Here is an 11,932-nt window from a genome sequence, read left to right as displayed (position 1 = left end):
TCACCTGCGCACACTGTCAAAGATCAATCACTTGCAACACTTTGTGGTGTTGCCCTCTGAACATTTCGTCCCGAGGTGAGCCGCCCATTCTATATCGTTTTTCGTTTCCGTCAACACCCTCGTGAATCTTTTTTTCGAGGTGGTTGGTGGAGCCGAGGAACTGTCGCGTGGGTGACTTTCGTCGCGACCAGAAGAGAAGTATAGGCTCGGGGAGCACTTCTGTGAAGGGGTTTTCGACATCTTTCTGAAAAAAAGTCACACGGTAGACTTATAACTTCCGCTCACACTAATAAGGTGTAAAAAAATGTACGGACGGCTTCTTCCCGCGGCACTGATTTTCCTGTCGCTGGGCGCCCACGCTGCAACACCTCCCGCCGTCACGCTGCACGGCACGACCTTCACCACGGAGTTCGCCACGGACGACGCCTCACGTGAGCATGGCCTGATGGACAGGACCGAACTGAAGGCCAATCACAGCATGCTTTTCTTCTTCCCGAACGATGAGCCGCGGGCCTTCTGGATGAAGAACACGCTCATCCCGCTGGACATCCTGTACTTCGACGGTGCGCGCAAGCTCGTTTCCATGCAGCTCAACGCGCAACCTTGCAAGGCCGATCCCTGTGCCATCTATCCCAGCGACGGGGCGGCGCGTTACGTTCTCGAGCTTCCGGCGGGGACGGCGGGCAGGCTGGGGCTGAAGCTGGGCGAGCCGCTGACCATTACCGGCGACCCCGGCGCGGTGCGCTGATCCGCCAAGAAACCATGCTCGCACGGTACGCCGACGTGATATGGGACAAGCGCGGCCGGATCGATGCCAGCCAGTTCGTCCCACTGGTCGTCGAAGGGAATGAATCGCTGCATATCGGGCTTCCTCCACGAATCGGCACACATTGCGTGGCCTGGGGACTATGGAAGCAGGCTTTCGAGCCTTATCGGTGACCGAATGGGGCTAAATGCTGTCAGCACCATCCGGTGATCGGGGCGGTGAGGCTTCTCCGCTCCGTTGGCTTTTCGCCGATGAATCGGCTCCCACATCCGCTCGATGAATCGGCTTCCACATCGGGTCGAGGAATCGGCTTCCACATCCGCTCGATGAGTCGGCTCCCACATCGGGCCGATGAATCGGCTCTCACACTGTCAGTCGAGTTCGACCATTTCGAAGTCGTCCTTGGTCACGCCGCAGTCCGGGCACGTCCAGGTATCCGGGATATCTTCCCAGCGGGTGCCCGGCGCGATGTCCTCTTCGGGCAGGCCCAGGGCCTCGTCGTAGATAAAGCCGCAAACGACGCACATCCATTTGCGAAGGGTGGTTTCGGTGCTCTGGCTCATGGCTTTGCGTACTGTCGTGAAGCAAGGAAGTCACCCATTCTGTCACCCTCCGGCGCAACGAGGCTAGCGCGCCACCGTCACATTCCAAGGATTTCCATGACCACCCTCCTCCGAACCCGACTCCGCGGCCAGGGCGTCTACGCCATCACCGACGGGCCCCGCGACGACTTGTTCGCCGCCGTGGAGGCCGCCCTTGCCGGCGGCGCCCGCCTCCTGCAGTACCGGGACAAGACCGCGGACGCCGAGCGGCGCCGCGCCGAGGCGGCCGAACTGGCCAGCATGTGCGCGCGCTACGAAGTGCCTCTCATAGTGAATGACGACGTGCCACTCGCCCTCGAGGTCGGTGGCGGCGTTCACCTGGGCCGGGAGGACGTGTCGATCGCCGAGGCCCGGGCGGCGCTGGGCCCGGACGCCATCATCGGCGTCTCCTGCTATGGGTCGATCGACCGCGCGCGCCAGCTTCAGGCCGAAGGCGCCGATTACCTGGCCCTTGGCGCGATGTACCCGTCGACGACGAAGCCGCACGCGGCGGTGGTATCGCACGACGTAGTGACGCAGGCGAAGGCCCTGGGCCTTCCCGTCGTGGCGATCGGCGGCATCACCCCCGACAATGGGCGGGCAGTGATCGACGCCGGCGCCGATTACCTGGCCGTGGTATCCGCCATTTTCGCGGCCGCGGACATCCAGACGGCAACCCGGCAGTTCGCCAACCTCTTCGACCCACGCCCCGGAATCATTCGATGACCACGAACCATGACCTCTTCGCCCGTGCCCAGAAGCTGCTGCCCGGCGGCGTGAACTCGCCTGTGCGCGCTTTCCGGTCCGTCGGCGGCGAGCCGTTCTTCACCGAGCGCGCCGACGGCGCCTACCTTTGGGACGTCGAAGGCAAGCGCTATACCGACTACGTGGGCTCATGGGGCCCGATGATCGTCGGCCATAACCATCCGGCGGTACGCGAGGCGGTCGAGCGCGCCGTCCGCAACGGCCTGTCGTTCGGCACGCCCTGCCCCGCCGAAGTCACCATGGCCGAGTCGATCGTCGCGCTGATCCCCTCCGTGGACATGGTGCGCATGGTCAATTCGGGCACGGAGGCGACGATGTCGGCCATCCGTCTTGCCCGCGGCGCGACCGGCCGATCGAAGATCGTCAAGTTCGAGGGCTGCTACCACGGCCATGGCGACAGCTTCCTGGTGAAGGCCGGCTCGGGCGCGCTCACCTTCGGCGTGCCGACCTCGCCCGGTGTGCCCAAGGCCTCGGCCGACCTGACGCTCACCCTCCCGTATAACGATATCGACGCCGCAAGGCTGTTGTTCTCGCAGGAAGGCAAGGAGATCGCGGGCCTGATCATCGAGCCGGTCGCCGGCAACATGAACTGCATTCCGCCGAAGCAAGGTTACCTGCAGGCGCTACGCGAACTGTGCACGGAACATGGCGTGCTGCTGATCTTCGACGAAGTGATGACCGGCTTCCGTGTCGCCCTTGGCGGCGCGCAGGCCCACTACGGCATCACGCCCGACCTCACCTGCTTCGGCAAGATCATCGGCGGCGGCATGCCGGTAGGTGCCTATGGCGGCCGCCGTGACCTCATGGAGCAGATCGCGCCATCGGGCCCGATCTACCAGGCCGGCACGCTGTCCGGCAATCCGGTGGCGATGGCCGCCGGCCTTGCCATGCTCCAGCTGATCCAGGCGCCCGGCTTCTACGAGGACCTGGCCGCCCGCACCATTCGACTCACCGACGGCATCCTTGCCGAAGCGAAGAAAGCAGGCGTGCCGTTCAGCGTGAACCGCGTCGGCGGCATGTTCGGTCTGTTCTTCACCGATGAAACGGTGGAAAGCTATACGCAGGCCACAACGGCGGATGTCGCCGCGTTCAACCGCTTCTTCCACGGCATGCTGGAACGGGGCGTGTATCTGGCGCCGTCGGCGTTCGAGGCGGGCTTTGTTTCCAGCGCGCACGACGACGAGGTCATCGCTGCGACGATCGCGACGGCTGCCGAGGTTTTTGCGACGTTGAAGTAATCTGGGTATCGCCGCTGAAGCGGCTCCCACACGAGCTTCGAGGCGGCTTCGCCTCCACGCGGGCTTCGAAGGGGCTCCCACACGAGTTTCATTGCCTTGTGTGGGAGCCGGCTGTGCCGGCGATGGGGTTGGATCGCCAAGCGACCGTCAGGCGACTTTCGCCTCCTGCGCGAAAGCCGCCAGCGAGGCGTGGAGCCGCTGGAGGCCTTCGGCGGTTTCTTCATCGGTGATGGTCAACGGCGGGACGATGCGCAGTACGTCCGGGCCGGCCTGGAGGAGCAACAGGCCATGCGCGGCGGCGAGGTCGAGAATTTCGCTGGCACGCCCCTTGTAGGCATCGTCCAGTACGGCGCCGATCATCAGGCCGCGACCGCGAATCTCCGAAAACAGATGGAACTCGTGGTTGAGCTTGTTGAGGCCGTTGCGGATGTCGTTGGCCTGACGTTCCACGTTGAGCATGACCGCCGGCGAAGCGATCTTCGCCAGCGCGACGCGCGCGACCGCCGCCGCCATCGGGTTGCCACCGAAGGTGGTGCCGTGGGCGCCGAACTGCATCACCTCGGACACCTTGGCCCCGACCAGCATGGCGCCGATAGGGAAACCGGCACCGAGCGCCTTGGCCAGGGTGACGATGTCGGGCGTGACATGGTCGTGGGTATGCGCGAAGAGCGTACCCGTACGGCCCATGCCGCACTGGATTTCGTCGAGCACCATGAGGGCGTCGTGCGCGTCGCATAGCTCGCGCACCTTCTTCAGGAAACCCTGCTCGGCAGGCATGACGCCGCCCTCGCCCTGCACCGGCTCGAGCATGACGGCGGCGACATCGCCATGCGCCATGGCTTCTTCGAGCGCGACCGGATCGTTGAACGGCACATAGCGGAAGCCACCCGGCAGCGGCTCATAGCCTTCCTGGTACTTCGGCTGGGCCGTCGCCGTCACGGCGGCGAGGGTACGGCCATGGAACGAGCCTTTGAAGGTCACGATGACCCGCTTCTCGGGCGGCCGCCCTTTCGAGGCGGCCCACTTGCGCACCAGCTTGATCGCCGCCTCGTTGGCCTCGGTGCCGGAGTTGCACAGGAAGACGCGCTCGGCGAAGGGCGACAGTTCGACCAGCTCCTGGGCCAGGCGCAGCGGGGGCTCGGAGTAGAAGACGTTACTGGCGTGCCAGAGCTTGTGGGCCTGGCCGACCAGCGCGGCGACGAGGTCCGGATCCTGGTGGCCGAGCGCGTTCACGGCGATACCGGCGCCAAAATCGATGTAATCGCGGCCTTCCGTATCCCAGACGCGGGATCCCTTCCCGTGGTCGAGGATGACATCGCGCGGGCGATAAACGGACAGCCAATAACGCTTGCCCAAGCCAACGAGATCGGAGGGTTCGACAGGGTGCGACGACATGGTGCCTACTCCGGGCCCCGGCCGCAGCGCCGAGACCCCTACAGGAACGGATGGAATCGCACGGTACGCTCTGCGGTCCGACATCGATCCGAAACCCGTTCATCATATGGGCCGCGGGCCGAGCCGACAACGCGCGCGTGTACCGCCGTTGCAACGTTTTGTTACACGTCGCTACATCGCCTGAACGCCCGGTTTCAACGGCCTGCCCGGAAATTCCTTGCGAATCAAAGGAAGGCCCCCGTGGCACGACCATTGCTCCCTTAGTCCACAAGGCCCTGTGAAGCCCGCGATGTTCGCTCGCCCGACGACCCTGCCAAGCCGGACGACGAATGGGAACTCCCGGTCCCCAGAGGGCCGGGAGTTTTCTTCACTCCGTGTCAGGGAGAGGGCCGAAGCCGCTCAGCGCAGCTGATCGAGGGCGAGTTGGTGCTTCTTGCACAGTCGGTAGACGGTCACGCGGGAGACGCGCAGGCGCCGTGCGCACTCGCTGATGTTGAAGGCGCTCGCGCGCAGGCAGTCGACGATCGCCTCGCGTTCGGCCGAGGTGCGGGCACTGCCCAGGCTGTCCCGATCGTTGCCAGGGAGGTCCACGCTCAGCTCGAGGTCTTCCGGCGTGATCAGCGCGTCGTCGGCGATCACGGCCGCTCGCTGCACGCGGTTCATCAGTTCGCGGACGTTGCCCGGCCACGCGAACGCATTCATGGCCTTGCGCGCGGTGGTACTGAAAGCTCGTGCCCGGGTACCGTAACTCTCGCGGAAGGTGTCGAGGAAGTACTGGGCCAACAGCTCGATATCGCCATTGCGTTCCCGCAATGGCGGCATGCGCAGGCGAAGTACGTTGAGACGATAGAACAGGTCCTCGCGGAATCGGCCCTGTGAAACGGCTTTCTCGAGGTCCACATGGGTGGCAGCCAGGACGCGCACGTCCACCTTGATGGACTGGCAACTGCCGATGCGTTCGATCGTGCCCTCCTGGAGCACCCGCAGCAGGTTGGTCTGGGCGTCGAGCGGCAGGTCGCCGATCTCGTCCAGGAAAACCGTGCCGCCATCGGCGGACTCGAAATGGCCGATGCGTCGCGCCGTGGCGCCGGTGAACGAACCACGCTCGTGGCCGAACAGCTCGGACTGGACCAGGTTGGCCGGCAGGGCGCCGCAGTTGATCGCGGCGAAAGGCCGTTCGTGACGCGGCGACAACTGGTGTAGCGCCCGGGCGGCCATTTCCTTGCCGGTTCCGGTCTCACCAGTGATGAGCAGGGGCAGTTCGACCGGCGCGAACTTGCGGATGTTCATGGAAAGGGTGCGGATCGCCGGGCTGTCGCCGGTCAGGATGCTCGGCCGGCTGTCGACCGGCGCGGGCGCATCGCCGGGAGCCCGTTGCAGGGCCTGGCGCAGGGCGGTGAACGAGGATGCCCCGTCGATGATTTCCAGGGCCTGCGGCAGTGCCAGGCGGATCGAGGGCTCGTGGGCGGGGGTGCGCGATCCCGTCAGCCCGATCCAGGCCATGCCCGGATGGCTTTCACGCAACTGGTGAAGGATGCGAACGGCCGCCAGCGCACTGGCCCGGAGGTCGACCACGGCAATGGCCGCGTCGCCGCATTCGGGTGGTGCGTCGCTCTGGCTCGCCGGATCGGCAACCAGGGTGCGCCAGCCCGCCCGAAGCAGACCAAAGTGTTCTTCAACGCTCGGCCTGCCTACCCAGACGACACAGCGCCCCGACATTTCCCCGCGCGACATGCCTGCTCCTCACCCGTTACGTGGCCTGCTGTCGGCTTCGCGGATTCACTCCTGGACCCGCCGCCGGCACCCCTGCAGGCCGGCAAGCCCCACATCGTCGCGCGTGTGTCAGACAACAGCGACTGGGAGCGAAGTTATACCGGCGTGCCGAAAGCGGCCATACACCAAACGGGCTAGCCTCCAGAGCCATACGGGTGCATCGGCGCGCTAGCTATAGAAACAAATCCGGTAGCAGCGGCTGGCCGGCGGCGACGGCATAATGGTCGAAGTCGGTGACGCCCTCCTCGCGCAGCACGTCTTCGTCGATATAGAACCGCCCGGTGAAGTCGCGCGAGCGACGGGTAAGCACCGCGTGCGCGGCGTCCGCGACGATATCGGGCCGGCGACAGTTTTCAGGCCGGACACCGTCGATCATGGCTATCGCCGCCGTGGCGATCACGGTTTTCGGCCATAGCGCGTTCACGCCGATACCCAGCGACTTGAATTCGGGCGCCATGCCGAGCACGCACAGGCTCATACCGAACTTGGCAATGGTGTACGCGACATGGGGTTCGTACCACCTCGGGTCGATGCTCGGCGGTGGCGAGAGCATCAGCACCTGCGGGTTCTCCGCGTTCTTCAGGTAGGGCAGGCAGGCCTGCGTCGTCAGGAAGGTGCCGCGCGTGTTGACCTGCTGCATGAGGTCGAAGCGCTTCATCGGCGTGTTTTCCACGCCGGCCAGCCAGATGGCGCTGGCGTTGTTGACGACGATGTCGATGCCGCCGAAACGTTCGGCTGCCGTGGCGGCCGCCATGCGCACTTCGGATTCCTCGCGGATATCGACCTTGAGCGGCAAGGCATGGCCGCCCGCCGCTTCGATCTCCGCGGCGGCGCTGTGGATCGTGCCAGGCAGCTTCGGATTGGCGACGCTGCTCTTCGCGGCGATAACGATGTTGGCGCCGTCACGGGCCGCGCGCAGCGCGATGGCCAGGCCGATGCCACGAGAGGCGCCGGTGATGAAGAGCGTCTTCCCTGCGAGTGAAGTCATTGCGGTCCTTTCAGGGGCGCTGGAAGCGCGGGAGGATGTCACGCAATTCGGCGAGCCGCTCGAGCGGGTCGTCGAGTTCGAGCATGTGCTGACACTCGTTCGGATCCAGCGGCAGCAACTCGGAAAGGCGGAAGCCCACCCAGCTGGCGTCGTCCGAACGCGTCGCCACGTCGTGCCGCCACGGTGGCTGCATCTGGTCGACCAGGCGCTCGAGGATGGTGGCGAGCAGGCCGAACTCGGGCGGAAGTGGCGCGATGTCTTCGGCGCGCCAGGTGGCGATGTCCCCACGTACTTGCCCATCGGAGCGGATGCGCGTGCGCGTGACGCGAAAGCGCAGGCCGCCTTCGGCCACGATGCCGAGCAGGCCATCTTCGCCGGTATGGAAGTCCGTGATGGTGGCCAGCGTGCCGACCGCGGCGGGCACCGCCGGCTGACCGGATTCGCTGCCTTCGAGGATCATGCAGACGCCGAAGGGCCGGCCGGTCCGTGCGCACTCGCGCACGAGGTCGATGTAGCGCGGCTCGAAAATGCGCAGCTGCAGCTGACCGCCCGGAAAGAGGACGTTGGTCAACGGGAACAGCGGATAGTCTTGTCCGGGCGTGGTGGCAGCCATGCCCGCCAGTCTAACCCGCGTGCAGCGCGGTAAAAAAGCGGCGCGGTGCGCCTTCGAAGCCCCCGTTGGACATGAAGACGACATGATCGCCCTCCTGCGTATCCGCGACCAGGCTGGCGACCAGTGCATCGACCGTCGGCACAGCCGTACCGCGACCCGTCAGCGCGGCAGTCACACGTGCCGCATCCCAGGCGAGTTCGGGACGATGCAGAAAGACCACACGATCGGCGTCGGCCAGCGAGGGCGCCAGGGCATCGGCATGCGCGCCAAGGCGCATGGAGTTGGAACGCGGTTCGAGGGCGACGACGATGCGAGCACCGCCGACCTTCGCACGCAGGCCCGCCAGCGTCGTCGCGATCGCCGTCGGGTGGTGCGCGAAGTCGTCATAGACGGTGACCCCGCGCCTCTCGCCGATCACTTCCATGCGCCGACGCACGCTGGCGAAGCGGGCAAACGCCGGCAGCAGGGCCACCGGATCGGCGCCCGCCGCCGTCGCGGCGGCCAGGGCGGCCAGTGCATTCATCACATTGTGCCGGCCCAGCGAGTGCCAGCGGATCTCGCCCAGAACGCTCTCGCCCCGGCGCACACGGAAATGCGAGCCGTCGGCGGCGATCAGTTCGGCGCGCCAGTCGCCCGTGTCGATACCGAAGGTTTCCACCGGCGTCCACGCACCCATTGCCAGGACTTCGGCGAGGTAGGCATCTTCCGCGTTGACGATGAGGCGACCGTTACCCGGCACGGTACGCACCAGGTGGTGGAACTGGCGCTGGATGGCGGCCACGTCGGGAAAGATATCGGCGTGGTCGTATTCGAGGTTGTTGAGGATCGCGATGCGCGGGCGGTAGTGGACGAACTTGGAGCGTTTGTCGAAGAACGCCGAGTCGTATTCGTCCGCTTCGATGACGAAGGGCTTGCCCTCGCCGCGGCGCGCGGAGACATCGAAGTTGCCGGGCACGCCGCCGATCAGAAAGCCCGGCGCGAGACCGGCCGATTCGAGCAGGTGGGCGAGCAGGCTGGTGGTCGTGGTCTTGCCGTGGGTACCCGCCACCGCCAGCACCTCGCGGCCGCCAAGCAGCGTTTCACCCAGCCACTGCGGCCCGGAGATATAGCGCAGGCCTTCGTCGAGCATGTACTCGACCGCGGGATTGCCACGTGTCATCGCGTTGCCGACGACGACGAGGTCGGGCGCCGGCTGCAGGTATTCCGCCTTGTAGCCCTGCATCAGGCCGATGCCGAGGGCTTCGAGCTGGTCGCTCATGGGCGGGTAGACGTTGGCGTCCGAGCCCTCGACCGTAAGGCCGAGTTCGCGTGCGAGCGCGGCGACGCCGCCCATGAAGGTGCCGCAGATACCGAGAATATGGACGCGCATCGGTCGACTCGTCGGGGCGCGGCAGCGTGGGTGCCGCGGAACGGCCCGCCGGAGCGGGCCGTGAGGGTCAGGCGCTGGCGGCCTGGACGCCGCCCGGCAGCACGTCGAGAACACGCTGGGTTACGTCGTCGAGTTCGCCGACGCCGTCGACGACCTGGAGCTTGCCGCGCTGCTCGTAGAAGCTGGCCACCGGCGCGGTCTGTTCGGCGTAGATGCCCAGGCGCTTCTTGACGGTGTCCGGATTGTCGTCGGGACGGCCTTCCTTTTCGAACCGCACTTCGCAGCGGCCGACGATGGCCTGGTCGGGGACGTCGAGCTTGACCACGACGTCGAGCGGCTGGCCGATCCGGGCCAATACGTCGTCCAGAGCGGCAGCCTGGGCCAGGTTGCGCGGGTAGCCGTCGAGGATGAAGCCCGGCTTGGCGTCCGGCTGGCTCAAGCGGTGCTCGATGATGCCGAGCATGATGTCGTCCGACAGCAGGATGCCCTGGTCCATGAGGCCCTTGGCCTTGAGGCCCAGCTCGGTCCCTTCCTTGATCTCCGCGCGAAGCAGGTCGCCCGTGGAGATGTGGGGGACGCCGAGGCGCTCCTTGAGGCGGGTGGCCTGGGTACCCTTCCCGGAACCGGGGGCGCCGAATAGCACGAGTCGCATTGATGCTCCGTTACGTCGGACGACAGGGGGAAACCCCCGCGCCGGACACAAGAAAATGGGTCTCAAGGTAACGGCACGGCCGCGCTCGCGTCAAACGGCCGACACCGGAGCCGTGTAGCCCGGCGCCCGCTTCCAGCGGGGAGCGACCAGCCGGCCGCGCTTCCGGGCCACCAGGAACAGGCCCAGGGACACCAGGCTGCAGGCGACCAGGGCGATTCGCAGGCTGGGCCCGCCCCGGCAGGCGGGGCCTGCAACGCACTCGGTACCCGCACGGTGAGCCCTTCCCCCGGAACTCGTAGGCGAGTCCAGCGTGTCATCGCCGTGCCGCACGCGCTACGCTCGGCACTCTCATGGTGACGAGGAAGTGCGTATGGCCGCCGGCAAAATTCTCTACGCCCAGTCGGGCGGCGTATCCGCTGTCATCAATGCCTCCGCCGCGGGCGTGATCGAGACCGCACGGGACAAGGGCATCGTCGTGTACGCCGCGCGCAACGGTATCCTCGGCGCGCTTCGCGAGGAGCTGATCGACACCTCCAAGGAAGCCAAGGCCAATATCGCCGCGCTGAAGCACACGCCGGGGGGCGCCTTCGGCTCGTGTCGCTACAAGCTCAAGTCGCTGGAGGAGAACCGTGCGGAATACGAGCGCCTGATCGAGGTCTTCAAGGCGCACGACATCCGCACCTTCCTCTATAACGGCGGCAACGACTCGGCCGACACGGCCAACAAGGTCTCCAGGATCGGCCAGACGCTGGGCTACGAGGTCAACTGCATCGGCGTACCGAAGACGATCGATAACGACCTGGTGGTCACCGATACCTGCCCTGGCTTCGGTTCCGTCGCGAAGTACACCGCGATCTCGGTGCGCGAGGCCAGCCTGGACGTGGTCTCCATGATGGACACCTCGACCAAGGTCTTCATCATCGAGGTCATGGGGCGCCATGCGGGCTGGATTGCCGCCGCCGCAGGCCTCGCCGGCTCGGCGCCGGGCGATGCGCCGCACGTCATTCTCTTCCCCGAGAACGTCTTCAATCCGGAAACCTTCCTCGCCAAGGTCAAGGCGACGGTGGAGAAGGTGGGCTATTGCACGGTGGTCGTTTCCGAGGGCGTGAAGGACAGCGACGGCACCTTCCTCGCCGAATCCGGTGCACGCGACGCCTTTGGCCACGCGCAACTGGGTGGCGCCGCGCCAGTGCTCGCCGCGCTGGTCCGCGAGAAGCTCGGCTACAAATACCACTGGGCCCTGCCCGACTACCTGCAGCGCTCCGCGCGACACATCGCGTCGAAGACGGATCTCGACCAGGCCTATGCCGTTGGCAAGAAGGCCGTCGAATATGCCGCCGAGGGTCTCAACGCCGTGATGCCGGTGATCGTGCGCACCTCGGACGAACCGTACAAGTGGAAGATCGAAGCGGCGCCGCTGGACAAGATCGCCAACCACGAGAAGAAGATGCCGAAGAACTTCATCTCGAAGGACGGTTTCGGCATCACCGCCGCCGCACGGCGCTACCTCGCGCCGTTGATCCAGGGCGAAGCGCCGCCACCGTATGGGCCCGATGGCTTGCCGGTCTACGTGACGCTGAAGAACGCCTCGGTGCCGAAGAAGTTGAAGAAGTTCAAGATCTAAGCTGTTGTGGGGGCTTTTGTAGGAGCTCTTGTAGGAGCCGCTTCAGCGGCGATTGGGTGCTTGCCTCGGTCTGGCCCGCTGCCGCGGGATCGCCGATGAATCGGCTCCCACAGTGAATTGGCTCCCACAGTGAAGCAGCTTCCACGGTGATTTGGCTTCCATGGTGAA

Annotated in this window: 11 protein-coding genes; 4 read left to right on the top strand and 7 right to left on the bottom strand. The window is 65.8% G+C overall.

Features of this window, described 5'->3' with window-relative positions; all coding sequences use genetic code 11:
• Positions 1-304 precede the first annotated feature (304 nt).
• Positions 305-748 carry a DUF192 domain-containing protein gene (locus VM621_RS00875; protein ID WP_325467104.1) on the top strand — a complete coding sequence of 148 codons (444 nt, stop codon included), beginning with the start codon at positions 305-307 and terminating at the stop codon, positions 746-748.
• A 389-nt stretch (positions 749-1,137) separates the two neighbouring features.
• Here VM621_RS00875 and VM621_RS00870 read toward each other — a convergent pair whose 3' ends face one another.
• Entirely contained in the window at positions 1,138-1,329 is a 192-nt protein-coding gene (locus tag VM621_RS00870) for a rubredoxin (RefSeq protein ID WP_325467103.1), read from the bottom strand.
• 96 nt (positions 1,330-1,425) lie between these two features.
• Here VM621_RS00870 and thiE point away from each other — a divergent pair, with 96 nt between their 5' ends.
• Complete coding sequence (gene thiE / locus VM621_RS00865; RefSeq protein ID WP_325467102.1) at positions 1,426-2,073, top strand: thiamine phosphate synthase; 648 nt, start codon at positions 1,426-1,428, stop codon at positions 2,071-2,073.
• The gene (hemL, locus tag VM621_RS00860) at positions 2,070-3,350 is read left to right on the top strand and encodes a glutamate-1-semialdehyde 2,1-aminomutase (protein WP_325467101.1); all 1,281 of its coding nucleotides are present in this window, start codon (positions 2,070-2,072) and stop codon (positions 3,348-3,350) included. Before thiE ends, hemL begins: the two co-directional genes overlap by 4 nt.
• A 147-nt stretch (positions 3,351-3,497) precedes the next feature.
• Here hemL and VM621_RS00855 read toward each other — a convergent pair whose 3' ends face one another.
• From VM621_RS00855 to VM621_RS00830, 6 genes are all read right to left on the bottom strand, one after another.
• A complete protein-coding gene (locus VM621_RS00855) occupies positions 3,498-4,745 on the bottom strand; it encodes an acetylornithine/succinylornithine family transaminase (protein ID WP_325467100.1) in 1,248 nt (415 codons plus the stop codon).
• A gap of 399 nt (positions 4,746-5,144) precedes the next feature.
• Positions 5,145-6,479 carry a sigma-54 dependent transcriptional regulator gene (locus VM621_RS00850; protein WP_325467099.1) on the bottom strand — a complete coding sequence of 445 codons (1,335 nt, stop codon included), beginning with the start codon at positions 6,477-6,479 and terminating at the stop codon, positions 5,145-5,147.
• A 211-nt stretch (positions 6,480-6,690) separates the two neighbouring features.
• Complete coding sequence (locus VM621_RS00845) at positions 6,691-7,506, bottom strand: NAD(P)-dependent oxidoreductase (protein ID WP_325467098.1); 816 nt, start codon at positions 7,504-7,506, stop codon at positions 6,691-6,693.
• Positions 7,507-7,516: 10 nt separating this feature from the next.
• Positions 7,517-8,119, bottom strand: coding sequence for an LON peptidase substrate-binding domain-containing protein (locus VM621_RS00840; RefSeq protein WP_325467097.1), 603 nt, complete (start codon positions 8,117-8,119; stop codon positions 7,517-7,519).
• A 10-nt stretch (positions 8,120-8,129) separates the two neighbouring features.
• The gene (mpl, locus tag VM621_RS00835; protein ID WP_325467096.1) at positions 8,130-9,488 is read right to left on the bottom strand and encodes a UDP-N-acetylmuramate:L-alanyl-gamma-D-glutamyl-meso-diaminopimelate ligase; all 1,359 of its coding nucleotides are present in this window, start codon (positions 9,486-9,488) and stop codon (positions 8,130-8,132) included.
• A 67-nt stretch (positions 9,489-9,555) separates the two neighbouring features.
• A complete protein-coding gene (locus VM621_RS00830) occupies positions 9,556-10,140 on the bottom strand; it encodes an adenylate kinase (RefSeq protein WP_325467095.1) in 585 nt (194 codons plus the stop codon).
• Between the two features lie 370 nt (positions 10,141-10,510).
• Between VM621_RS00830 and VM621_RS00825 the strand changes: the two genes are divergently transcribed.
• Positions 10,511-11,764 (top strand): 6-phosphofructokinase, encoded by a 1,254-nt coding sequence (locus VM621_RS00825; RefSeq protein WP_325467094.1) that lies wholly within the window; start codon positions 10,511-10,513, stop codon positions 11,762-11,764.
• The last annotated feature ends 168 nt before the right edge of the window (positions 11,765-11,932 follow it).

This window comes from Luteibacter sp., from assembly GCF_035539195.1.
Taxonomy (GTDB): Bacteria; Pseudomonadota; Gammaproteobacteria; order Xanthomonadales; family Rhodanobacteraceae; genus Luteibacter.
This window is presented reverse-complemented; position numbering and strand designations above follow the sequence as displayed.